The sequence below is a fragment of the Ochrobactrum sp. C6C9 genome, assembly GCF_022627935.1.
GTDB lineage: Bacteria > Pseudomonadota > Alphaproteobacteria > Rhizobiales > Rhizobiaceae > Brucella > Brucella teleogrylli.
The window spans coordinates 1-24474 of record NZ_JABXGB010000009.1 but is presented as its reverse complement, the minus strand read 5'-3'; the positions used below and the strand labels follow the sequence as shown (position 1 = coordinate 24474).

The window sequence follows — 24474 nt, the reverse complement described above, 5'->3', positions numbered from 1 at the left end:
GTCTGCCCCTTACCCGGCTGCCTGTTTCACGCCGGAGCGCCAGGTTGTCTTGGCAAACAACCCGTCATCAAGATGCACCGCATCCATGCGCGTGCCGGGACGCAGCAATCCGCGATCAGCGAGCCGCAAATAACGTGCCGGATAAAGGCTTGCCATGCGCAGGGCTTCGGCTAGCGTCAATTCCAGTTCCGCCACGCCGAACCGAACCGCCGAGGCCATGTCGAGGTCGGAACCGGCAATGGTGCCATCGGACAGGATCAGCTTGGAGCAGATGCCACCCGGTACGCGCCGCACGGCGCGACCGTTGATCTCAAAGCTCTCCGCATTGGAGCCGACCAGCGCCATGGCGTCGGTGACGAAGAACAGATGCGCGTCGCCGCGCTTGGCGCGCAGCGCGAGCCGCAGCGCCATCGGATCAACATGGTGGCCATCGGCAACGATCCCGCACCATATATCCGGATGGTCGAGTGCAGCCCCCGCCAGACCCGGCGCGCGATGGCCGATCTGGCTCATCGCGTTGAAGAGATGGGTAACGCTGCGCGCACCGGCATCGAAACGCTTGAAAGCTTCTTCCGCCGTCGTGTCACTGTGGCCAATGCTGACCACCACACCGGCATCGCTCAAACGGCGCACCTGTTCCGGCGTCACCTGTTCGGCGGCCATGGTCACCAATAATGTACCGATCTGTTCGACCGTATGGATATAAAGAGCGATATCGGCGTCATCGACCGGACGCATCAGTTCGGCCAGATGCGCGCCCTTGCGTGCAGGCGCCAGATGCGGCCCCTCAAGATGCAGGCCTGCGACACCCTTGTCGGCTTTCACCGCTTCAACGGCCGCCTCAATGGCGCGGTCACGCACGACAGTCGTATCGGTAATGAGCGTCGGCAGCAGGCTGGTCGTGCCATATTTGCGATGCCCTTCGGCAATCACGAACATGGTTTCCGGCGTCGGCTGATCGTTGAGCATCCGCCCGCCGCCGCCATTGACCTGCGCATCGATAAAACCCGGCGCAATGACGCCACCCTTCAGGCGCTCGACCTGATGGGCCTCGCCAAGTGCCGCCTCCGGTACAATGGCCTCGACCTTGCCGTCGCTGAAAACAAGGGCAGACTGATCGTGAAACCGCTCGCCGTCGAAAATCCGCGCACCGGCTATTGCTGATTTTTTTGTCATACCGTCACCGTCACCTTGTTGAGATTGCGCGGCTTGTCGGGATCAAAACCCTTGCGGCGCGTCACCGCTTCAATGACACGATAGTAATTGATGAGCGAAACCAGCGGATCAAGATGCGGGCTGCCCGTGCTGGCCGATGGCAGACGGAAGCCCGGCGTTTCGGCATCGGACAAGGTCACGATGCTGGCGCCGAAGGAATGCAACCGCTTCAAGGCCGCAATATTGGTGTCGAAAGCCTCGTCGCGCGGCAGGAAGGAGATAATCGGGAAACCTTCTTCCACCAGTCGCATCGGGCCATGCATCAGTTCGGCCAGCGAAAAGGCTTCCGCATGAATATTGGCGGTTTCCTTGGCCTTCAGGGCGGCTTCCAGCGCGATGGCATAGGCCGTGCCGCGACCGCCCGTGTAAAGCGAGCGCGCATTGAAAAGAAGGTTTTCGACAGCTTCACGCCCATCGGGGCGGGTTGTGGCAAGCGCTTCCGGCAGACGCTCTAAACCGGCGCGCAGATCGGCATCGCCGCTTGCAGCCGCGACCACGCCCGACAGGGCAGCCACTGCGGCAATGAAGGACTTTGTGGCCGCGACGCTCTTTTCCTCACCGGCATTCAGCGCAAGCACGAGATCCGCCTCTTTGCCGAGGGGGCTGTCCACCACATTGACCACGGCAATCGTCGTCGCGCCGCCCTTTTTGGCTGCGGCCTGTGCTGCCACGATGTCGGGGCTGGCACCGGACTGTGAAACGGTAAAATGCACGCCGCGCGCAAGCTTCAGCTTCGAGCCGTAGACCGAAGCAACCGAAGGCCCGATGGAGGCGACCGGAATACCGAGCGTGATTTCCATCAGATATTTGAAGAATGTCGCCGCATGATCGGAAGAACCGCGCGCCGCCGTGGTGATGACTGCCGGTTCATTCTTCGCGAAAATCTTTGCGATCTCGGCCAGCGTGCCGGCTTCCTTTTCCAGAAGCGTTGCAACCACCGCAGGCGATTGCTCGGTTTCCTGCAACATCAGGGATGGTTGGCTTACCATGGTCATTCTCCAATTTTCAGTTCGGCGACAAAGTCATAGGCGTCGGCGCGATAATGCGAGCGGGTGTATTCGACGATACGGTCGTCATCGAGATGCGAGATGCGTTCAATCAAAAGCGCCGTAGCGCCGCGATGCACGCCGAGAAGGCGCGCGGTGCCGGGATCGAGAGTCACGGCGGTCAACCGCTGCAAGGCGCGCACCGGCTTGTAACCGCGCCGCGCCAGCGCGCCATAAAGCGACGCTTCATCGACACGATCCGTATCCAGATAATGGCGCGGCACCACGGCGCGTTCAAAAGCCATCGGCACGCCATCGGCAAGACGCAGGCGGTCGAGCCGCACAATGGACGTATCCACGCCGACGCCGAGCCGAAAGGCTTCATCCGGCGACGGCTTGTCGAGGCGGTTCGTCACCACGCGCGCGCCCGGCTCCTTGCCACGCGACAGCATGTCTTCCGAAAACGATGTCAGCCGCCACAAATGCTGGCTGATGCGCGCGGGGCGCTCCGCAACAAATGTACCGCTGCCGCGCCTTGATTCAACCGCACCCTGCGCCAGCAATTCCTTATAGGCATTGCGCACCGTGATGCGCCCCAGCCCAAGCTCCTCGGCCAGGTCGCGCTCCGGCGGCAGACCGACAGCGGGGGCCAGTTTCCCCTCTTCAATCAGTTCACCGAGAATACGCGCCAGATTGCGATAAAGCGGCCCCGTCCGCTGCGGATCGTGCAGGCCGCGCTCTTCGATGGATGTGATTAAGGTGGTTCTATTCATGCCCGACATAATAGAACCTATATAGAACCAATAGCAAGTGATGTTTTTATGAAATACGCAAGCGCCCATTCCCGCTGGCTATTTTTGCAAACGCTTGGCGCAATAGGGCCGCGTCAAGCAGGACGCACCCGAAGGACTGTTTAAATTGGAAGCGGATTGGTTCTAGATTTTATCAACCAGCTGCCGACCAACAGGGCTGAGTTCGTAGCGTGTGCGCTGGGTTCGCGGGTCGCGCTGCGTAATCAGGATATAGCCACCGTCTGCGCCCAGCAGATTCACCTCACGCAGCACTAGCGCATGCTCGATACCCAGCACCCGGCCAAAAGTCCGACTGTCGGCGGCAACGCCCAGCGCCAGTGCGGCGATGATGCCCGCGCCAAATGGTGAAAGATTTTCGGACGTGGCAACCAGCCTTTCGACCAGCGCCATATAGTCGGCAGCAGCTTCATCCATCAAGCGGCGACGGGCTGTACCGGTCGGAACGAAACGATCACCGATTTCGAGGTCGGCGTGAAACTCTCGTCGCCGGAGCTGCCAAGCGGCACCAGCACATTCATTTCCGGATAATAGCCAGCGATGCAGCCGCGCGGAATATCATAGGGTACGAAACGGAAATCGCGCGCGACCCGTTCCAGACCATCGACGAATTCGCCGACAATATCGGCGCGGTCGCCCGCCTCGACACCGATATCAGCCATGTCGAGCGGGTTCATGAACACGACTTGCCGCTCGCCATAGACACCGCGATAGCGGTCGTCCATGCCGTAGATGGTCGTATTGTACTGGTCGTGGCTGCGGAAGGTCTGCAACACATAGCGGCCCGGCTTGCCCCGCGCCTGCTGATGCTCGATGGCTTCCGGCAGCGCGCCGGTCCAGAACGTGGCCTTGCCGTTCGTCGTATTCCATTCCAGTTCACGCGCCGTGTTGCGCAGGTGGAAACCGCGCGGCACACGCACACGCTTGTTAAAATCGTAGAAATCTGGCAGCACCCGCGCAATGCGGTCGCGGATCAGGTCGTAATCATCAGCCATTTCCAGCCAGTTGACGGGCTTTGGACCGAGCGTCGCATTGGCCATGCCCGCAATGATCGCCACTTCCGAACGCAAATGCGGCGAGGCTGGCGAATTGATGCCGCCCGATCCATGCACCATGCTCATGGAATCCTCAACCGTGACGATCTGCGCCACACCCTTGGAATTCAGATCGATTTCAGTGCGTCCGAGACACGGCAGAATGAAGGATTCCTGACCCGGCACCAGATGCGAATGATTGAGCTTGGTTGCGATATGCACGGTCAGACGCTGGCTCGACAGTGCTTTCGCGATGATCGGGCTGTCTGGCGTCGCGCGGGCAAAATTGCCGCCAAGCCCGATAAAGGCCTGTGCCGTTCCGTCCAGCATGGCGCCAATGGCGCCGATGACGTTATGGCCCGGCTCACGCGGCACATCGAAACCGAATTCCTTTTCCAGCGCATCGAGAAATGCCTGCGGCGGATTTTCGTTAATGCCGACCGTGCGGTCGCCCTGCACATTGGAATGGCCGCGCACCGGGCAAAGGCCAGCGCCGGGCCTGCCAATATTGCCGCGCAACAGCATGAAATTGGTGATCTCGCGGATGGTGATCACCGAATGGCGATGCTGGGTCACGCCCATGGCCCAGGTGCAGATGACCTTTTCCGCCTGCATATAAATCTCTGCCGCCCGCTCCAGCGATTGCGGCAACAGACCGGACTGATCCTCGATCTCCTCCCACGTCGTCGCATCCACGGCAGTGCGATAGGCTTCGAGCTCGGCGGTATGGGCGCTCAGAAATTCCCGGTCGAGAATGGACGGCTCACCTGCGGCGAGCGCCGCGTCATCGGCTGCGAACACTGCCTTCGCCATGCCGCGAAACGCCGCCAGATCGCCGCCCAGACGTGGCTGGAAATAATCGCTGGCTATCGCTTCGCTGCCGCCATGCAGCATTTCAAGCTTGTTTTGCGGATCGGCAAAACGCTCCAGCCCGCGCTCGCGGATCGGATTGAACACAACGATGCGCGCGCCGCGTTCGGCAGCGCGGCGAAGATCGCCCAACATACGCGGATGATTGGTGCCGGGGTTTTGCCCGACGACAAAAATCGCATCGGCTTGTTCGAAATCTTCCAGCAGCACCGTGCCCTTGCCGACGCCGACCGACTGCTTCAGCGCCACGCCGCTCGCTTCGTGGCACATATTGGAGCAGTCAGGGAAATTATTGGTGCCATAGGACCGCACGAAAAGCTGATAGAGAAAGGCGGCCTCGTTGGAGGCTCGACCCGACGTATAGAACTCTACCCGATTGGGGTTGTCGAAGGCGCGCAGAAGCTCGCCGATGCGGGCGAGCGCAGCATCCCATTCGACGGCCTCGTATTTGTCAGTCGCCGCATTGTAGCGCAGCGGATGCGTCAGACGACCAGTGTTTTCCAGATCGTAATCGGTCCAGTTGCGCAATTGCGAAACCGTATGCTCGCGGAAAAAGGCGGGTGTGGTGCGCCGGTCGGTCGCCTCCCATGCCACCGCCTTGACGCCGTTTTCGCAGAATTCGAAGGATGAGCCATGTTCCGGATCGCCCCATGCACAACCGGGGCAGTCGAAACCATCGGGCTGGTTGGCCTTGAGCAAGGCACGGGCGCCCGTCAGAGGCGCGCCGCTGGCAAGCAACTGCTTGCCGCAGCTTTTCAGAGCGCCCCAGCCACCGGCAGCACTTGAGCTTTTGCCGATGAAACCGGTTTTGGAACCCTTGCCATCCTTGCTCATCTCGAAATCCTTGTTGCACTGCGAACGCATACCATGAAGCAAATAGCATAAGCAGAATTGCCGCTCCCTTCAATTGACGACCAATTGATGTCGGTGTTTTGTAGCTTCGCACTTGATTTCGGTCGCGCGATCCTTCATGCGATTGGTCAAGAAAACTTACCACAAGGGGCAAGAGTCATGTCCAACATCGTTGAAATCGCCGATCTGAAGCGGCTCGCCCAGCGCCGCGTCCCGAAAATGTTTTTCGATTATGCGGATTCGGGCGCCTGGACTGAGTCGACCTATCGTGCCAACGAGGACGACTTCAAGAAGATCAAGCTTCGCCAGCGCGTGCTGGTCGACATGACCAACCGTTCGCTGGCAACGACCATGATCGGTCAGGATGTGGCCATGCCGGTCGCGCTTGCGCCGACAGGCCTTACCGGCATGCAGCATGCCGATGGCGAAATGCTGGCCGCACAGGCTGCGGAAGCTTTCGGCGTGCCCTTCACGCTTTCCACCATGAGCATCTGCTCCATCGAGGATGTTGCCTCGGTGACGAAGAAGCCGTTCTGGTTCCAGCTTTATGTGATGAAGGACCGCGACTTCGTGAAGAACCTGATCGGTCGCGCAAAGGCGGCAGGCTGCTCGGCTCTGGTGCTGACACTCGATCTGCAAATTCTCGGCCAGCGCCACAAGGATATCCGCAACGGCCTGTCCGCGCCGCCGAAGTTCACCCCGAAGCATATCTGGCAGATGGCGACCCGTCCGGGCTGGTGCATGGGCATGATGGGTACGCAGCGCCGCACCTTCCGTAACATTGCCGGCCACGCCAAGAACGTGACCGATCTGTCCTCGCTGTCCTCCTGGACGGCAGAACAGTTCGACCCGCAGATGAACTGGAACGACGTGGCCTGGATCAAGGAACAATGGGGCGGCAAGCTGATCCTCAAGGGCATCCTTGATGTGGAAGACGCGAAGATGGCCGCCAAGACCGGCGCCGATGCCATCATCGTGTCCAACCATGGCGGTCGCCAGCTCGACGGCGCGCCGTCGTCCATCTCCATGCTGAAGCCGATTGTCGATGCCGTTGGCGATCAGATCGAAGTGCATGTCGATGGAGGCATCCGCTCCGGTCAGGACGTGCTGAAGGCCCGCGCGCTTGGCGCTCAGGGCGTCTTCATCGGTCGCCCTTTCCTCTATGGCCTCGGCGCCATGGGAAAGGAAGGCGTCACGCTGGCGCTCGAAATCATCCGTAAGGAACTCGACGTCACCATGGCTCTTTGCGGCAAGCGCGATATCAACACCATTGACGCATCGGTCCTGCACTCGGTCGATTTTTAAACGACCACGCCTCTTCTTCCCTCACCCTGAGGAGCCTCTCCTTCGACAAGCTCAGGAGAGGCTCCTCAGGATGAGGGGGGATGCGTGGCAGCTACATTGATCAGCACATGCGTTGAAAACGCCCGGCGATGCCGGGCTTTTGCATTTTACGCCCGCGATGACGGCGCTTTCGAAAGCAGCACCGTGCGAATGGCGAAGCTGGAATGGATGCGCGCCACGCCCGGCAAGCGCGACAGGATTTCCTTGTGAATGATCTCGTAAGCCGCCGCATTCTCGGCTTCAACGCGCAGAATATAATCTGCATCCCCCGTCATCAGATAGCATTCCTGCACTTCCGGGTGACGGCGCACCGCCTCTTCAAAGCGGTTGAGATATTCTTCCGTCTGCCGGTCGAGCGTGATGCGCACGATTGCGACCAGCCGTTCGTCACCACCCGATGAACCCACAATGGCCGTATAGCCACGGATGACACCGCCCTCTTCCAAAATCTGCACCCGCCGCAGACAGGCGGACTGGGACAGCCCCACCTCGGCGGCAAGCTGGCTGTTGGTCATGCGCCCGTCGCGGCGCAGGCAGCGAATGATGTTCCGGTCTATACTGTCGAGTGCGGCCATGCAGATTCTTCGAATGAAAAGCTAAAACGTGCGCAAGATGTGCCAAAATTCGCATAATCTGCGATAGATAGCAAAAACATTCGAATAGTCTTCGATTAATATATTTCGATACCCTGTCGGGATGCGGCAACGCGTTCGGAGGATAAGGGCAATGACCGTTGCGCAATGGATATGGTTGAAATGTCGATGCATTTTTCGAAAGAGCAAAGCGATCTCGCCGCTGGCGGCGTGTTGACCATCGACCTTGCGGCCTTGCGGCACAATTATACTGCCGTCGCCCGCCATATCGCGCCGACCCGTGCGGCGGCGGTCGTCAAAGCCGATGCCTATGGCCTTGGCGCGCATCGCGTTGCGCCTGCCTTTTATGAAGCGGGTTGCCGCGACTTCTTTGTGGCGCATTTGGGCGAAGCCATCGCGCTGCGGCCTGCCCTGAACCCTGACGCCACACTTTATGTCCTGAACGGCTTGCAGCCCGGAACGGAAGCTGCCTGCGCCCGCGAAGGCATCGTGCCGGTGCTCAACTCGCTGGAACAGGTGGAAAACTGGGCCAGACTCGCGGCCAGCAGCGGCAAGAAACTGCCAGCACTTTTGCAGGTCGATACCGGCATGTCGCGCCTCGGCCTTTCGGCCAAAGAGCTAGACCGGCTGGCGGACAATCTTTCGCTTCTCGACGGCATTGACGTACGCTTCATCATCAGCCATCTGGCGAGCGGCGACGAACCGGAAAATCCGGCCAATGCAAGCCAGCTTGCGACCATGCGCGCCGCTCTGGCTCGGCTGCCGAAGCTGCCGGTGGCCTTAGCCAATTCGGGCGGCAGCTTTCTCGACAAAGCCTATTATTTCGACCTCGCCCGCCCCGGTGTCGCGCTTTATGGCGTCGGCCCCAAAAGCGCTATCGTGCCGGTGCTGACACTGTCGGCCCGCGTCATTCAGGTGCGCGACGTGGATAAGGGCGCGGCCATCGGTTATGGCGGCACCTATATCGCACAAGCGCCCATGCGGATCGCCACCATTGCGGTGGGCTATGCCGATGGCTGGTTCCGCGCGCTCAGCAACAAGGGTTCGGCCTTTTACGGCGGCACCCGGCTGCCCATCGTCGGGCGCGTTTCGATGGATTCCATCACGCTCGATGTCAGCGCGCTGCCGGAAGGCACGCTCAAGCTCGGCAGTCTCGTGGAACTGATCGGCCCGCACCAGCGGCTGGAAGACGTGGCCAGCCAATGCGACACGATCCCTTATGAAATTCTGACTGCGCTCGGTCATCGCTATGCTCGTATCTACGTGGATAGTGCGCTGTCGAGCCAAAACACATAACAATAAGAGGCGAACATGCAGATTACCGTACTCGGCAGCGGCGTTATTGGCGTCACAACGGCTTACTATCTGGCCAAGCTCGGCCATGAAGTGACGGTCATCGACCGCGAGGAAGGTCCGGCGTTGGAAACCAGCTTCGCCAATGCCGGTCAGGTTTCGCCCGGTTATGCCTCGCCATGGGGCGCGCCCGGCATTCCGATGAAGGCAGCAAAGTGGCTGTTCCAGAAACATGCGCCGCTCGTCATTCGCCCGACTTCCGATCCCAAGCAGTATGTGTGGCTGATGCAGATGCTCGCCAACTGCACGGACAGCCGTTACAAGGTCAACAAGACCCGCATGGTGCGCGTGGCAGAATATAGCCGCGATGTACTTGTGGAGCTGCGCAAGGATACCGGCATCGAATATGACCAGCGTATGCAGGGCACGTTGCAGCTTTTCCGCGAGCAATACCAGCTCGACGGCATCGGCAAGGATATCGAGGTGCTGCGTCAGGACGGCGTGCCGTTCGAAGTGCTCGACCGCGACGACTGCGCGAAAATCGAACCGGCGCTAGCCCGCGTGAAGGACAAGTTCGTCGGCGGCCTGCGCCTGCCGCATGATGAAACCGGCGACTGCTTCAAATTCACCAATGCGCTGGCCAAGATTGCCGAAGGTATGGGCGTAAAATTCCGCTTCGGCGTGAATATCAAGTCGCTGGTTCTATCCGGCGGGCGCGTTTCCGGCGTGGAAACGTCAGACGGTATTCTGACAGCCGACCGCTATGTGGTCGCGCTCGGCAGCTATACGCCCGCGCTCATCAAGTCGCTGGGTCTCAACGCGCCGATCTATCCGGTGAAGGGCTATTCGATCACCGCACCGATCATCGACGAAAGCCGCGCACCGGTCTCGACGGTTCTGGACGAAAGCTACAAGATCGCCATCACGCGCCTCGGCGACCGTATCCGTGTCGGCGGCATGGCCGAAGTGTCCGGCTTCACCAAAGACCTTCCGGCAGCGCGCCGCGCCACGCTCGACCTGTCGGTCAGCGATCTGTTCCCCGGGGGCGACCTCAAGGCCGCGACCTTCTGGTCGGGCCTGCGCCCGATGACACCGGATTCCACGCCAATCATCGGCGGAACCCGCTACGACAATGTGTTCATCAATGCCGGTCACGGTACGCTGGGCTGGACCATGTCCTGCGGCTCGGGCAAGCTTCTGGCCGATCTGGTCAGCGGCAATAAGCCCGACATCCGCGCCGACGATCTCGGTATCTCGCGCTACAACTAAAAGACCCGCCTGCGCGCCGTCAGAAACTCGGCGGCGTGCAGGCGCTGACCACCTCGCAGACTGTCGGTCCGATACAGCGAAAGCGATGCGGCAGTTTTGAGGAAAAATAATAGGCGTCGCCCGGTCCCAATATGCGCCGGTCGCTGCCCACCGTCACTTCGATGCGGCCCGATATGACGATGCCGCCCTCCTCGCCCTCATGCATCAGCAGCACCTTGCCCGTATCGGAGCCTGGTTCATACCGCTCCTTCAATATCTGCAACGAGCGCGCAAACAGATGGTCGCCCACCTGCCGGTAGGAAATGGGACCTTTGCCGATTTCCACCAGCTCTTCCGCCTGATAGAATACCTTGTGCGGCGTATCCGGCTCCAGCGCGAAAAACTCGGCCATGCCGATGGGAATACCATCGAGAATACGCTTGAGAGCGCCGACCGACGGATTGGACTGGTTGGCCTCGATCAGCGATATGGTCGAGTTGGTCACACCAGCCCTTTTTGCAAGCTCCCGCTGCGACAGATTCTGCCGCATGCGCACATAGCGTAACCTTCCGCCGATATCGATGCTCATCGGGCATTCCCCTTTGTGTTTATCATGTTCGATATAGCATAATTTTCTGAAACCATCCTCATAAAATCAACAGCTTAAATCCTTGCAGAAAAGGGCTTGTTGCCTTCAAGAAAGCGTGTCCTCCTGCCTGAAAATAGGAGGTTCCCATGCTCACCAAAACCAACGCGCCCAGCCTTGAAAACTTCTGGATGCCGTTCACCGCAAATCGGCAGTTCAAGGCCGCGCCGCGCCTGCTCGCCAGCGCTTCGGGTATGTATTACACCGACACCGACGGCAATCAGGTTCTCGACGGGACGGCAGGTCTTTGGTGCTGCAATGCCGGTCATGGCCGCAAGCGGATCACTGAAGCCGTTGAGCGCCAGATTTCCACGATGGACTTCGCGCCGACCTTCCAGATGGGCCACAATGTTGCTTTCGACTTTGCCGAAAAACTCGCCGCGATTGCGCCGGGTGGTCCGGCTGCGCAGCTTGATCGCGTATTCTTCACCAATTCCGGTTCGGAATCGGTCGATACCGCGCTGAAGATCGCCATCGCCTATCAGCGCGCCATCGGTCAGGGCACCCGCACCATGGTTCTGGGTCGCGAAAAAGGCTATCACGGCGTTGGTTTCGGCGGCATTTCGGTTGGCGGGCTGGTCAACAACCGCCGCGTCTTCCCGCAGATTCCCGCCGACCATATGCGCCACACGCTGGATATCGAGCGCAATGCCTTCTCGAAGGGCTTGCCGGCGCATGGCATCGAACTGGCCGACGATCTGGAACGTCTGGTCCAACTACACGGCGCTGAAAAGATTGCCGCCGTTATCGTCGAACCCATGTCCGGTTCCGCTGGCGTCATATTGCCGCCGAAGGGCTACCTGGAACGCATCCGCGCCACCGCCGACAAGCACGGCATCCTGCTGATCTTCGATGAAGTCATCACCGGTTTCGGTCGTCTCGGCACTCCGTTCGCGGTCGATTATTTCGGCGTCATTCCCGATCTCGTCACCACCGCCAAGGGCCTCACCAACGGTGCCATCCCGATGGGTGCCGTCTTCGCAAGCCGCAAGGTTCACGACGGCCTGATGACCGGCCCGGAAAACGCCATCGAACTATTCCATGGCTACACCTATTCCGGCCATCCGGTCGCTTCCGCTGCTGGTCTCGCAACGCTGGAAATCTATGCCGAGGAAGGCCTGCTGACCCGTGGTGCGCAGCTTGCCGATCATTGGCAGGAAGCGCTGCACTCGCTGAAGGATGCGCCGAATGTCACCGACATCCGTAACCTCGGTCTGGTCGGCGCCATCGAATTGTCGTCGCGCAAGGACGCACCGGGCGCGCGCGCCTATGACGTCTTCGTGGATTGCTTCAAGAAGGGTCTGCTGATCCGCGTCACCGGCGATGTGATTGCATTGTCGCCGCCGCTGATCGTGGAAAAGGAACAGATCGACACGATCGTTTCGGTCATCCGCGACGCCCTGAAGCGCGCCGCTTAAGGCGTAGTGAAACGCGCGGTGTGATCGCCACCCCGATCACGCCGCCTCTTGGCCGCCGCTCCCACTGCGCCGGCTTTTTTCTTTTTGGAATTACCCCTGCGACGGCGTGAATCTGGCCACCAGCGCGTGGCTGTCGCCGGGATAGGTGAAGCGCACATGCGTCACCGGCAGATCGGCATTCCAGGTCTGGCGTTCAATCACCAGACAGGGCGAGCCCGGCGCAATATCGAGCAATGCGGCATTTTCCGGAGAAGCGGCAATGGCGCGAATGGAGTGCTGGGCGCTACTCCACGGCACGCAGGCCACGAGCCATGGACCGGGCGAGTGTTCGGAAAAATCCGCCCCCGCCGCATCCGGCACGGCGGCCAGATTGATGATGCGTTCTTCCAGCGCAAACACCCGCTGCCCGGCATGATGACGGCAGACCAGATCGATGATCTGCGTGTGGCGCGGAATATCGATCTTCTGCGCGTCGGCTGGCCCGCTCAGACGGTCCCAGCGCTTGAGCAGTTCGAACCGGTAGGGCGCACCGAGTGCAGCCACCTCATCGCGAATATCATGAATCTCAAGAATGGCGGCCTGCGAACGAGGAAACGAAACGAAGCTGCCCGATTTGCGCTTGCGCTCGATCAGACCGGCCTTGGCAAGCTGAGTCAGCGCCTTGTTGACCGTCATGCGCGAGCAGCCATATTGCTCGGTCAGTTCATGTTCGAACGGAATACGGTGCCCCGGCGCCCACTCTCCAGACAGGATGCGCGATTCAATATCGTCCAAAATACGCTGATGCAGTGAAAGCACCGGGCCGTCTTTTGCCGCTGAACCGTCATCCGCCATGCTATTCCCCCTTTGTTTCCCACTTTTGCAGGAATTTCTTCAGCCGAGCAATTCGCCAATCGTTTTCTGAAAAGCACGCTCGGCCTGATCCCGCAAGCGGTGACGACCGCCCTCCACCTGTTTCACGCCGCGTACCCACACGTCACTGACCTGGGCTCGACCGGCAAAAATCCAGCCATCCAGCACGGCATCGCCCTTGGCATGGGGCAGCCGCGCCATATCCAGCGCGACAAAATCCGCCGACGCGCCAAGCTTCAACCCGTCATCGGCGCGACCCATCGCGATGTTGCCGCCGCGCACCGCGCCTTCGAACAAGGCGCGCCCCGTGGAGGCTTCGCTTTCGGCCAGCACATTGCGGGCGCGATGTTGGAGGCGCTGCGAATATTCAAGCTGCCGCAACTCGTCGCCAATACCGATCAGCACATTGGAATCCGAACCGACGCCAAACTTGCCGCCTGCTTCCGCAAAAACCGTCGCATTGAAGGTTCCGTCGCCGAGATTGGCTTCCGTCACCGGGCAAAGACCGGCAATAGCACCGGCTGCGGCCATGCGCCGGGTTTCATCGTCGGTCATATGGGTCGCATGGATGAGGCACCAGCGCGAGGACAACTCCTGATTATCGAGAAGCCACTCGACAGGACGCTTGCCCGCCCAGGCAATGCAGTCTTCCACTTCCTTTACCTGTTCGGCCACATGGATATGCACCGGCGCATCGGGCAAAAGCTTCGTCACGACGTCCAGTTCATCCGGCGTTACGGCGCGCAGGCTGTGTGGCGCAACGCCCAAAACTGCGCCGTCGAAATTGGCCAGCGCTCGGCTGCAGCCTTCGATCAGTCGCGCAAAACGCTCGGGATCGTTGATAAACCGCCGCTGGCCTTCATTGGGCGCGCTGCCGCCGAAACCCGAATGCGCATAGAAAACCGGAAGCAGCGTCAGGCCGATGCCCGCCGCGCTGGCAGCAGCCACAATGCGGTCGGCCATCTCGGAGAGATTGGCGTAAGGCGTTCCGTCGCGGTCGTGATGCAGATAATGAAACTCGCCAACGCGGGTAAATCCGGCTTCCAGCATGTCGACGTAAAGTCGCAGAGCCACAGCTTCGGCCTGTTCGGGCGACATGGCGAGCGCGAATTTGTACATGATCTCGCGCCAGCTCCAGAACGAATCGGCAGACGGCCCGCGACTTTCGGCAAGCCCCGCCATCCCGTACTGGAAAGCGTGGCTGTGCAGGTTCGGCACGCCTGCGATGATCGCCGCGTGGCGCTCGTCCCCAGCTCCCGCCGCTTTATCCGCCTCCAACGAGGTGATCTTTCCACCGGCAATGCCAATGCGAACATTCTCAGCCCAGCCATTATCGAGAAGCGCCTGACCGGCATGGATGAAACGCTGTTCAGACTTGGCTGCTGACATGAAAATTAACTCCTCGAATGTTCCCGCGCATTTTTTCTCTTGGCTGCGCCTCTGATATGTATATACATTATCAAAAAACAGGGGAAGCGAGAAAACGCTCATGCTCAAGAATTCAGGCATCGTTTTTATCAATGCGCGGATTGCGACGCTGGAGGAAGACGCGGACGGCCTTGGCCTCATCGAGAATGCAGCGCTTGCCGTTAAGGACGGCAAGATCGCATATGTCGGCCCGCAGTCCGCTCTGCCCGAAGACTATGCGTCTTATGAGAGAATCGATTGCGAAAACCGGCTGATCACGCCGGGCCTCGTCGATTGTCACACGCACCTCGTCCATGCCGGAAATCGCGCGCATGAATTCGAGCTGCGCTTGCAGGGCGCTTCCTATGAAGAAGTTGCCCGCGCCGGTGGTGGCATTGTTTCATCGGTCAAGAACCTGCGCGCGGCCAGCGAAGACGATCTGGTGCGTGAAACCCTGCCCCGTCTCGATGCGCTGATCGCCGAAGGCGCCACCACGGTTGAAGTCAAGTCCGGTTACGGTCTCGACCGCGACAGCGAAATCAAGTCGCTGAAAGCCGCCCGTCGGCTGGGTGCAGAACGCGACGTTGCAATCCGCACCACGTTCCTTGGCGCCCATGCCTTGCCGCCGGAAATGAACGGCGACAAGGCCGCTTATATCGACCGCGTCATCAACGATATGCTGCCCGCCATCGCAGCTGAACAACTGGCCGATGCGGTGGATGGTTTCTGCGAAGGCATCGCCTTTCTGCCGGATGAAATCGCCCGTGTGTTTGATGCGGCCAAGGCGCATGGCATTCCGGTCAAGCTTCACGCCGACCAGCTTTCCAATCTTCATGGCGCAGCCCTTGCCGCATCCTATGGTGCGCTTTCCGCCGACCATCTCGAATATACCGATGCGGATGGTGCCGCCGCCATGGCCAAGGCCGGAACGGTCGCCGTGCTGCTTCCCGGCGCTTACTATTTCATCCGCGAAACCCAGAAGCCGCCAGTCGAAGCCTTCCGCGCAGCGGGCACAAGGATAGCGCTTGCCACCGACAACAATCCCGGCACATCGCCGCTGACCTCGCTGCTGCTCACCATGAATATGGGCGCGACGCTGTTTCGCATGACGGTGGATGAATGCATCGCGGGCGTCACCCGCGAGGCTGCGCGGGCGCTCGGCATTCTCAACCAGACCGGAACGCTCGAAACCGGCAAGGACGCCGATCTCGCCATCTGGAACGTCGAGCGGCCCGCCGAACTCGTTTATCGCATCGGCTTCAACCCGCTGTGGAAGCGGGTTTTCAAGGGCCATATCTAACTATCCGCAACGGAGCCTGTCATGACCATCATCCTCAAGCCCGGTTCTGTCCCGCTTGAAACGCTGGAAACCATCTATCGCGATGCGGTTCCCGTGCGCATTGACCCCGCCTTTCATGCCGGTGTCGAAAAGGCGGCTGCGCGCATTGCCGAAATCGCAGCCGGTGACGAACCTGTTTACGGCATCAATACCGGCTTTGGAAAACTCGCCTCGATCCGCATTGCGGCGGGCGATGTGGCGACACTCCAGCGCAACCTGATCCTGTCGCATTGCTGCGGTGTCGGCGACGCTTTGCCGGAAAATATCGTACGCCTCATCATGGCACTGAAGCTGATTTCGCTCGGTCGCGGCGCGTCCGGCGTGCGACTTGAAATCATCACGCTTCTCGAAGACATGCTGGAAAAAGGCGTGATCCCGATGATCCCGGAAAAGGGTTCCGTCGGCGCTTCAGGCGACCTTGCACCGCTGGCCCATATGACGGCGGCCATGATCGGCGAAGGTGAAGCCTTCTATCAGGGCGAGCGCCTCTCCGGCGCAAAGGCACTGGAAAAGGCCGGTCTGAAGCCTGTCGTGCTTGCCGCCAAGGAAGGGTTGGCGCTGATCAACGGCACGCAGACTTCGACTGCCCTTGCGCTGGCCGGGCTTTTCCGCGCCCATCGCGCCGCACAGACGGCACTGATCACCGGCGCATTGTCCACCGATGCGGCTATGGGATCGGATGCGCCGTTCCATGAGGAAATCCATACGCTGCGCGGCCATAAAGGGCAGATCGATGCGGGCCGGGCATTGCGCAGCCTGCTCGAGGGCTCGGTCATTCGCCAGAGCCATCTCGAAGGCGACCAGCGTGTGCAGGACCCCTATTGCATCCGCTGCCAGCCGCAGGTCGATGGTGCCTGCCTCGACATTCTGCGGCAGGCAGCCCGCACGCTGGAAATCGAAGCCAATGCGGTTACCGACAATCCGCTCGTTCTCTCGGACGGACGTGCCGTATCGGGCGGCAATTTCCACGCCGAACCGGTTGCCTTCGCCGCCGACCAGATTGCGCTTGCCGTCTGCGAAATCGGCGCTATCGCCCAGCGCCGTATCGCGCTGCTGGTCGATCCGGCGCTGTCGTTTGGCCTTCCGGCCTTCCTCGCCCGCAAGCCGGGCCTGAATTCCGGCCTGATGATCGCGGAGGTGACCTCTGCCGCACTGATGAGCGAAAACAAGCAGATGGCGCATCCGGCTTCCGTTGATTCCACGCCGACCTCGGCCAATCAGGAAGACCATGTGTCCATGGCCTGCCACGGTGCGCGCCGCCTGTTGCAGATGACGGCCAATCTCAATGCCATTATCGGCATCGAGGCGCTGACCGGCGCACTCGGCGTCGAGCTGCGCGAGCCGCTGACCACCAGCCCGGAACTGGCCAAGGTCATCGCCGTGTTGCGCGGGCGCGTGCCGACACTGGATGACGACCGCTATATGGCCGACGACCTGAAGAATGCCGCCGAGCTGGTGGCTGACGGTGCGCTTGCCGGGGCGGTTTCGGACCGCATCCTGCCAGCGCTGGAGGCGTGATCATGAGCCCGTTCGAAGTTCGTCAGGGCACTTCGCCCGTCATTCTTGGCCTTCCACACACCGGAACCGATGTGCCGCAGGATATTTTTGCGCGGCTCAACGACAATGGCAAAATTCTTGCCGACACCGACTGGCATATTCACAGGCTTTATGACGGTCTCATCGACGGCGCGACCATGGTGCGCGCCACCTTCCACCGCTATTGCATCGACGCCAATCGCGACCCGGAAGGTGTGAGCCTCTATCCGGGGCAGAACACCACCACGCTGATCCCGGAAACCGACTTTGACGGGCTGTCGATCTGGAAGGATGGAGAAGCGCCGACCGAAGCCGACATTGCCGACCGTGTCGCCCGCTTTCACGCCCCCTATCACGCGGCGCTGGCCGCCGAGATCAGCCGTGTGAAGGCAATCCACGGCGTCGCCATCCTCTATGATTGCCATTCGATCCGCTCGCATATTCCCTTCCTGTTCGAAGGCAAATTGCCTGATTTCAACATCGGCACGGATATGGGCAAGACCTGCGATCCTAAGATCGAGGCGGCGGCTGTCGAAGTGACCGGCGAGGCGGAAGGTTACACGTCGATCCTCAATGGCCGCTTCAAGGGCGGCTGGACGACACGCCATTACGGCAAGCCCGAAACCGGCGTCCACGCCATCCAGATGGAGCTTGCCCAATCGACCCATCTTGCGACCGAAGCCGTTCCCTTCGCCTATAACGAGGCCAAGGCGGACAGGCTGCGCGTCCATCTCAAAACCCTTTTGCAGCGGCTGGAAAAGCTCGCGCACGACCTGAAATCCTGAGGAGAACACCATGTCGAACCCACGCCATAACGAGCGCGAAGTCCGAGCGCCGCGCGGAGACGAACTCAACGCCAAGAGCTGGCTGACCGAAGCGCCGCTGCGCATGCTGATGAACAATCTCGACCCCGATGTGGCCGAGCGTCCGCATGAGCTGGTGGTTTATGGCGGCATTGGCCGCGCGGCCCGCACATGGGACGATTTCGATCGCATCGTCGCGACCCTCAAGACGCTCAATGAAGATGAAACCCTGCTGGTACAGTCCGGCAAGCCGGTCGGCGTTTTCCGCACCCACAAGGATGCGCCGCGTGTTCTGATCGCCAATTCCAATCTGGTGCCGCATTGGGCGACCTGGGATCATTTCAACGAACTGGATAAGAAGGGTCTCGCCATGTATGGCCAGATGACCGCCGGTTCTTGGATCTATATCGGCGCGCAGGGCATCGTTCAGGGCACGTACGAAACCTTTGTCGAAGCCGGTCGCCAGCATTTTGGCGGCAACCTCACCGGCAAGTGGATTCTGACCGGCGGCCTTGGCGGCATGGGCGGCGCGCAGCCCTTAGCGGCGGTCATGGCTGGCGCCTGCTGCCTCGCCGTGGAATGTGACGAAACCCGCGCCGATTTCCGCCTCCGCACCCGTTATGTCGATGAAAAGACCGACAGCCTCGATGAAGCGCTGGCCAAGATCGAAGCCTGGACCAAGGCAGGCGAGGCAAAGTCCATCGCGCTGATCGGCAATGCGGCGGAAATATTCCCGGAACTCGTCAAGCGTGGCGTGAAGCCGGATATCGTCACCGACCAGACTTCCGCGCATGACCCGGTGCATGGCTATCTGCCGCTCGGCTGGACCGTCGCCGAATGGCGCGCGAAACAGGAAAGCGACCCGAAAGCCGTCGAAAAGGCCGCGCGCGCTTCGATGAAACTCCATGTGCAGGCGATGGTCGACTTCTGGAACATGGGCATTCCGACCCTCGACTATGGCAACAATATTCGTCAGATGGCACTGGAAGAAGGCCTTGAAAATGCCTTTGCCTTCCCCGGCTTCGTCCCTGCCTATATTCGCCCGCTGTTCTGCCGTGGTGTCGGCCCATTCCGTTGGGCTGCCCTTTCCGGTGACCCGGAAGATATCTACAAGACCGACGCCAAGGTGAAGGAACTGCTGCCCGACAACAAGCACCTGCACAAATGGCTGGACATGGCGCGTGACCGCATCGCCTTTCAGGGATTGCCCGCGCGCATTTGCTGGGTTGGCCTTGGTGACCGCCATCGTCTCGGCCTCGCCTTTAACGAAATGGTCCGCAATGGCGAGCTGAAAGCGCCGATCGTCATCGGTCGCGACCATCTCGACAGCGGCTCCGTCGCCTCGCCAAACCGCGAAACGGAAGCCATGAAGGACGGTTCGGACGCCGTGTCCGACTGGCCGCTGCTCAACGCCCTCCTCAACACTGCTTCGGGCGCGACCTGGGTGTCCCTGCATCACGGCGGCGGCGTCGGCATGGGCTTCAGCCAGCATGCGGGCATGGTCATTTGCTGCGACGGCACGGAAGATGCGGACCGCCGTCTGGAGCGCGTCTTGTGGAACGATCCGGCCACCGGCGTCATGCGCCATGCCGATGCGGGCTATGAAGAAGCGCTCGACTGGGCGAAAAAGCAGGGCCTGCGCCTGCCCGGCATTCTGGGGAACTGAGGTCGAATGGCCGTCGCTCTTCTAAAAGCTGAAAATCATCGCCGCATGCCGTGGAAAAACGGCGGCGGCGTGACGGTCGAGATCGCGATCCACCCGCAAGGGGCGTCCGTCGATGATTTCGACTGGCGCGTCTCCATGGCGAGCGTCGCAAATGACGGTCCGTTTTCCCTCTTTCCCGGCATCGACCGCAGCTTGTCGGTGCTGGAGGGCGACGGCATTGTGCTTGATGTCGAAGGCCACAAAAGCACCCTCACCCGCGAAAGCGAACCCTTTGCCTTTGCTGCCGACAGCCAGTCGTCGGCGCAGCTGATCGGCTCGGTCATCACCGACCTCAATGTCATGACCCGGCGTGGCCGCTATACACATCACGTCCGCCGCATCACCGGCAACGAAGCCGCGACGACATTGGAAACCGGGGCCACGGGCGAAACGCTGCTTATTTTCTGTGCAGAAGGAGAATTTGCACTCCAGACCGATACCGGGCTCACGCATCTGGGTTCCCATGATGCGGTGGTCCTAGACGGTCTTGCGGCGAGCGCTATCGAAATAAAGGGGAAGGGAGACCTGTTCCTGATTACGATTATTGCAATCGGATCAGGTATTTAAATAATTTCCAACAGAAATGCCCGCAAAGAAATCTTTGTCGGCATCTCTGGACAGGAAGGACGGTCCTGCTAATTTGCTTGGATCGATATGTATAGGCTTATAAACACATAAAAGGGGTACTATTCATGAAGAAATCGTGGTTTGCAGGTGTTGCACTGGCAGCATTCGCTTTTGCTTCCGCCGCTCAGGCCGAGACTGCCGTTTCCATCGGCTTTTCGGGCTGGACGGGTTTTGGCCCGCTGACGCTCGCCAAGGAAGCGGGCATTTTCAAGAAGCACGGACTGGACGTCACGCTGAACAAGATTCCGCAGGCAAGCCGCCATCTGGCGCTGGCATCGGGTGACATTCAGTGCGCCGCCACCACCGTTGAAACCTGGATTGTCTGGAACGCGGCTGGCGTGAAGTCCAAGCAGATTTTTCAGATGGACAAGTCCTACGGTGCCGACGGCATTGCCGTGCGCGCCGACGTCAATTCCTTCGCCGATCTGAAGGGCAAGACCATTGCCGCTTCCGCACCGGGCACCTCGCCTTACTTCCTGCTGGCCTTCATGCTCGCCAAAAACGGCATGACCACCAAGGATGTGAAGGTCGTCAACATGGAGCCGGGACCGGCAGCACAGGCATTCGTGGCTGGCCAGAACGACGCGGCCATGACCTATGAACCTTATCTCTCGACCGTGCGCGCTGCGCCCGACAAGGGCAAGATTCTCGCCACCACGCTCGACTATCCGGCTGTGACGGATACGGTTGGCTGCACGCCTGCCTTCCTCGAAAAGAACCCGGAAGCTGCCAAGGCGCTTGCCGACAGCTATTTCGAAGCGCTGGAGCTGATCGCTGCCGACAAGGACAAGGCCTATGAAATCATGGGCAAGGACGTGAAGCAGTCGGGCAAGGAATTCGGTGCTTCTGCCGAATATCTGCGCTGGCAGGACAAGGCCGCCAATCACAAGTTCTTCGAAGGCGATTTCAAGGCATTCTCCGCCGAAGCGGCTGATCTGCTGTTGCAGGCTGGCGTGATCAAGTCGAAGCCGAACCTCGATGACATCGTGGATACGAGCTTCATCAAGTAAGATCGGTTTCTGCAACAGTTCCGGGCGGCGACGCCCGGACCGACCTCTCCCCTTCCGTCTTCCTGTGAAGACGGGCGCGCGACTGAACGGACAATGTCATGCAGCCTTTGCAGCCGATAGGCAACACGACCCGGATCTTACTGGGCATCCTGTTTTTCATTCTATTTTTTGTGTTCTGGGGCATCGCCACGCTTGGCGGCTTCGTCTCCTCCACCTTCCTCGCCGATCCCATCACCATGATGAAAGACGGCTATGACCTCATTGCCAATCAGGGCTTCCTGTCCGATATCGGCATGACGGTCTGGCGCGTGCTGGGCGGCTTCGTGCTTGCAAGCATCGTGGCCATCCCGCTCGGTGTCGCCATGGGCGCCTATAAGCCCATCGAAGCGCTGCTGGAGCCTTTCGTCTCCTTTGCGCGCTATCTGCCGGCTTCAGCTTTCGTGCCGCTCTTGATCCTGTGGTCCGGCATCGGCGAAACGCAAAAGCTGCTTGTCATCTTCATCGGCGCGGTGTTCCAGATCATCCTCATGATCGCGGTCACCGTCGCCAATACCCGCCGCGATCTGGTCGAGGCCGCCTATACGCTTGGCGCATCGAACAGCGGCATCATCCGCCGCGTGCTTATGCCTGCCAGCGCACCCGACATTGCCGAAACGCTGCGCCTCGTGCTCGGCTGGGCGTGGACCTATGTGATCGTCGCCGAACTCATCGGCGCATCGTCGGGCATCGGTTATATGATCATCAACAGTCAGGCGCTGATGGCCACCGGCCAGATCATTTTCGGCATCATCGTCATCGGCGTGATCGGCCTGATTTCCGACCTCGCCTTCAAATATTTCAACCGCTGGCTCTTTGCATGGAGGTTCGCGTAATGGCTGCCAAGACCGATCAGGAACTGGTTGTTAAGGGCGTCAGCCGCACCTTCCCCGGCGTGTACGGCGGTAAGCCGACGCTGGCGCTACAGGCAACCGATCTCATCATTCCGAAGAACGACTTCGTCACCATTCTCGGCCCTTCGGGTTGCGGCAAGTCCACGCTTCTGCGCATCATCGCCGGTCTCGACAAGCCGACGACGGGCACGGTGACGCTGGAAGGCAAGCCAGTGACCGGACCGGGCGCTGATCGCGGCATGGTGTTCCAGTCCTATACGCTGTTTCCATGGCTCACCATCCGCCAGAATGTCGGCTTCGGCCTGCGCGAAAAGGGTACGCCTGAGAAAGAGGCCCGCGAAATCGTCGATAGCTATATCGACAAGGTGGGGCTGCGCGGCTTTGAAAATCACTGGCCGAAACAGCTTTCGGGCGGCATGCAGCAGCGCACAGCCATTGCCCGCGCGCTGGCCAATGATCCGAAAATCCTGTTGCTCGACGAGCCGTTTGGCGCACTCGACAACCAGACGCGCGGTCTGATGCAGGAATTGCTGCTCGGCATCTGGGAACGCGAGCAGAAGACAGTGCTCTTCGTCACCCACGATATTGAAGAGGCGATCTTCATGGCCACGCGCGTGGTCACGATGACGGCGCGGCCGGGCAAGATCAAATCGATCACGCCGGTCGATATCGCGCATCCGCGTTCCTACCACGTCAAGGCAAGCCCGGAATTTTCCGAACTGCGCCTGAAACTGACGGAAGAAATCCGCAGCGAAGCCATTGAAGCAGCCAGACAGGCTGCCTGAAAATAACGGTTTCTCGAGAAAATCGGGTGGATAGAGCCGTTTCTATTTTACGGAAACGTCGGAACTGCTCTATCCATTTGTTTTCACGCATTATCCTACGCAAAACCGCTTCGCACTTTTGCTGGAAATGCTCTATGAAAGGGCTGCGACATTCGTCGCGGCCCTTTCTTTTCAGGACAAACCCAAATGGCCGTTTCAGCAGAAAACCTTGAAAACCGTATCGTCTACGTCAACGGTGAGTATATCGCCGCGCGCGATGCCCGCATTTCCATCTTCGACCGGGGTTTTCTCTTCGGCGACGGCATTTATGAAGTGACCGCCGTGCTGGAAGGCAAGCTGATCGACAGCGGCCCGCATATGACGCGCCTGCGCCGCTCCACCGGCGAAATCGGCATTCCGATGCCGTTGAGCGAAGACGAAATCGTCGCCATCGAGCGCGAACTGGTGCGCCGCAACAATCTGACTGAAGGCATGGTCTATCTCCAGATCACCCGTGGCGATGGTCGCGACCGCGATTTCGTGGCCGCCAAAGGCATCAAACCGTCCGTGGTTCTGTTCACGCAGGAAGCCAATCTGCTCGACAAGCCTGCGCTGAAAACCGGCGCGCGCGTACTCTCGCTGGGCGACCTGCGCTGGAAGCGCCGCGATATCAAGACGGTGTGCCTGCTGCCGCAAGCGCTCGCCAAGGAAATCGCCAAAAATGCCGGTTGCGACGAAGCCTGGATGATCGAGGACGGCTATGTCACCGAAGGCGCATCGTCCACCGCCTATATCGTGACCGAGGATGATGTCGTCGTCACACGCCCCAACAGCAATGCCATCCTGCCCGGCTGCACGCGCCTGTCGCTGTTGCAACTGATCGCCGAGACCGGCATGAAACTGGAAGAGCGCCTCTTCACCATCGATGAAGCCTATGCGGCCAAGGAAGCTTTTCTCACCAGCGCAGGTACTTTCGTCACGCCGATCACCGTGATCGACGAGAAGACTATCGGCACCGGCAAGCCCGGCCCGGTCGCCCAGCGCCTGCGCGAGATCTATCTCAACCACGCACGCCGCACCGCGATCTGAGGGTTGATGAGTTGAAACAGCGCTTCCGTTTTCCCTCATCCTGAGGAGCCGTTGAAAACGGCGTCTCGAAGGGCTGAGGGAAAACCCACAGCGCCTGCCCTCGTCCTTCGAGGCTCCGCTTCGCTTCGCACCTCAGGATGAGGG

The 24474-nt window shown here is 60.1% G+C and carries 22 protein-coding genes; 13 read left to right on the top strand and 9 right to left on the bottom strand.

Features of this window, described 5'->3' with window-relative positions:
- Positions 1–9: 9 nt before the first annotated feature.
- From nagA to HWD97_RS09045, 5 genes are all read right to left on the bottom strand, one after another.
- Entirely contained in the window at positions 10–1176 is a 1167-nt protein-coding gene (gene nagA / locus HWD97_RS09065) for an N-acetylglucosamine-6-phosphate deacetylase (RefSeq protein ID WP_371834957.1), read from the bottom strand.
- A complete protein-coding gene (locus tag HWD97_RS09060) occupies positions 1173–2204 on the bottom strand; it encodes an SIS domain-containing protein (RefSeq protein WP_109369568.1) in 1032 nt (343 codons plus the stop codon). The genes nagA and HWD97_RS09060 overlap by 4 nt, the downstream gene beginning before the upstream one ends.
- Before the next feature lie 2 nt (positions 2205–2206).
- A complete protein-coding gene (locus HWD97_RS09055) occupies positions 2207–2974 on the bottom strand; it encodes a GntR family transcriptional regulator (protein ID WP_371834956.1) in 768 nt (255 codons plus the stop codon).
- 162 nt (positions 2975–3136) lie between these two features.
- Complete coding sequence (locus HWD97_RS09050; RefSeq protein WP_371831114.1) at positions 3137–3427, bottom strand: hypothetical protein; 291 nt, start codon at positions 3425–3427, stop codon at positions 3137–3139.
- Positions 3427–5748, bottom strand: coding sequence for an FdhF/YdeP family oxidoreductase (locus HWD97_RS09045; RefSeq protein ID WP_109370285.1), 2322 nt, complete (start codon positions 5746–5748; stop codon positions 3427–3429). Before HWD97_RS09045 ends, HWD97_RS09050 begins: the two co-directional genes overlap by 1 nt.
- A 177-nt stretch (positions 5749–5925) precedes the next feature.
- Between HWD97_RS09045 and HWD97_RS09040 the strand changes: the two genes are divergently transcribed.
- Complete coding sequence (locus HWD97_RS09040; RefSeq protein ID WP_109369570.1) at positions 5926–7071, top strand: alpha-hydroxy acid oxidase; 1146 nt, start codon at positions 5926–5928, stop codon at positions 7069–7071.
- Between the two features lie 146 nt (positions 7072–7217).
- Here HWD97_RS09040 and HWD97_RS09035 read toward each other — a convergent pair whose 3' ends face one another.
- Positions 7218–7685 (bottom strand): Lrp/AsnC family transcriptional regulator, encoded by a 468-nt coding sequence (locus HWD97_RS09035; protein ID WP_109369571.1) that lies wholly within the window; start codon positions 7683–7685, stop codon positions 7218–7220.
- Between the two features lie 171 nt (positions 7686–7856).
- Between HWD97_RS09035 and alr the strand changes: the two genes are divergently transcribed.
- Together alr and HWD97_RS09025 are read left to right on the top strand one after the other, a co-directional pair.
- A complete protein-coding gene (gene alr / locus HWD97_RS09030) occupies positions 7857–8999 on the top strand; it encodes an alanine racemase (RefSeq protein WP_109370286.1) in 1143 nt (380 codons plus the stop codon).
- Positions 9000–9014: 15 nt separating this feature from the next.
- A complete protein-coding gene (locus HWD97_RS09025) occupies positions 9015–10265 on the top strand; it encodes a D-amino acid dehydrogenase (protein ID WP_109369572.1) in 1251 nt (416 codons plus the stop codon).
- A gap of 19 nt (positions 10266–10284) precedes the next feature.
- Here HWD97_RS09025 and HWD97_RS09020 read toward each other — a convergent pair whose 3' ends face one another.
- Complete coding sequence (locus HWD97_RS09020) at positions 10285–10833, bottom strand: cupin domain-containing protein (protein ID WP_371834955.1); 549 nt, start codon at positions 10831–10833, stop codon at positions 10285–10287.
- 146 nt (positions 10834–10979) lie between these two features.
- Here HWD97_RS09020 and HWD97_RS09015 point away from each other — a divergent pair, with 146 nt between their 5' ends.
- Positions 10980–12308, top strand: coding sequence for an aspartate aminotransferase family protein (locus tag HWD97_RS09015; protein ID WP_109369574.1), 1329 nt, complete (start codon positions 10980–10982; stop codon positions 12306–12308).
- Positions 12309–12398: 90 nt separating this feature from the next.
- On the opposite strand, the gene hutC is transcribed toward HWD97_RS09015, so the two are convergent.
- Positions 12399–13142 (bottom strand): histidine utilization repressor, encoded by a 744-nt coding sequence (gene hutC, locus HWD97_RS09010; protein ID WP_109369575.1) that lies wholly within the window; start codon positions 13140–13142, stop codon positions 12399–12401.
- Positions 13143–13181: 39 nt separating this feature from the next.
- Positions 13182–14549 carry a formimidoylglutamate deiminase gene (locus tag HWD97_RS09005; protein WP_109369576.1) on the bottom strand — a complete coding sequence of 456 codons (1368 nt, stop codon included), beginning with the start codon at positions 14547–14549 and terminating at the stop codon, positions 13182–13184.
- Between the two features lie 100 nt (positions 14550–14649).
- Here HWD97_RS09005 and hutI point away from each other — a divergent pair, with 100 nt between their 5' ends.
- The 9 genes from hutI (at position 14650) to HWD97_RS08960 (ending at position 24330) form a co-directional block, all read left to right on the top strand.
- A complete protein-coding gene (gene hutI / locus HWD97_RS09000) occupies positions 14650–15867 on the top strand; it encodes an imidazolonepropionase (protein ID WP_371834954.1) in 1218 nt (405 codons plus the stop codon).
- Positions 15868–15888: 21 nt separating this feature from the next.
- Positions 15889–17424 carry a histidine ammonia-lyase gene (gene hutH, locus HWD97_RS08995; RefSeq protein ID WP_371834953.1) on the top strand — a complete coding sequence of 512 codons (1536 nt, stop codon included), beginning with the start codon at positions 15889–15891 and terminating at the stop codon, positions 17422–17424.
- 2 nt (positions 17425–17426) lie between these two features.
- Positions 17427–18227: an N-formylglutamate deformylase gene (gene hutG / locus HWD97_RS08990; protein ID WP_140024327.1), complete on the top strand. Its 801-nt coding sequence runs from the start codon at positions 17427–17429 to the stop codon at positions 18225–18227.
- Between the two features lie 10 nt (positions 18228–18237).
- Positions 18238–19911, top strand: a complete 1674-nt coding sequence (hutU, locus tag HWD97_RS08985) for a urocanate hydratase (RefSeq protein ID WP_371834952.1) — start codon at positions 18238–18240, stop codon at positions 19909–19911.
- 6 nt (positions 19912–19917) lie between these two features.
- Positions 19918–20517: a HutD family protein gene (locus HWD97_RS08980; RefSeq protein WP_371834951.1), complete on the top strand. Its 600-nt coding sequence runs from the start codon at positions 19918–19920 to the stop codon at positions 20515–20517.
- Positions 20518–20642: 125 nt separating this feature from the next.
- Positions 20643–21587: an ABC transporter substrate-binding protein gene (locus HWD97_RS08975; RefSeq protein WP_109369582.1), complete on the top strand. Its 945-nt coding sequence runs from the start codon at positions 20643–20645 to the stop codon at positions 21585–21587.
- A 98-nt stretch (positions 21588–21685) separates the two neighbouring features.
- Complete coding sequence (locus HWD97_RS08970) at positions 21686–22459, top strand: ABC transporter permease (RefSeq protein ID WP_109369583.1); 774 nt, start codon at positions 21686–21688, stop codon at positions 22457–22459.
- On the top strand, positions 22459–23262 hold the full coding sequence (locus HWD97_RS08965; protein WP_371834950.1) for an ABC transporter ATP-binding protein: 804 nt from the start codon (positions 22459–22461) through the stop codon (positions 23260–23262). The genes HWD97_RS08970 and HWD97_RS08965 overlap by 1 nt, the downstream gene beginning before the upstream one ends.
- A gap of 186 nt (positions 23263–23448) precedes the next feature.
- On the top strand, positions 23449–24330 hold the full coding sequence (locus HWD97_RS08960) for a D-amino-acid transaminase (protein ID WP_371834949.1): 882 nt from the start codon (positions 23449–23451) through the stop codon (positions 24328–24330).
- The last annotated feature ends 144 nt before the right edge of the window (positions 24331–24474 follow it).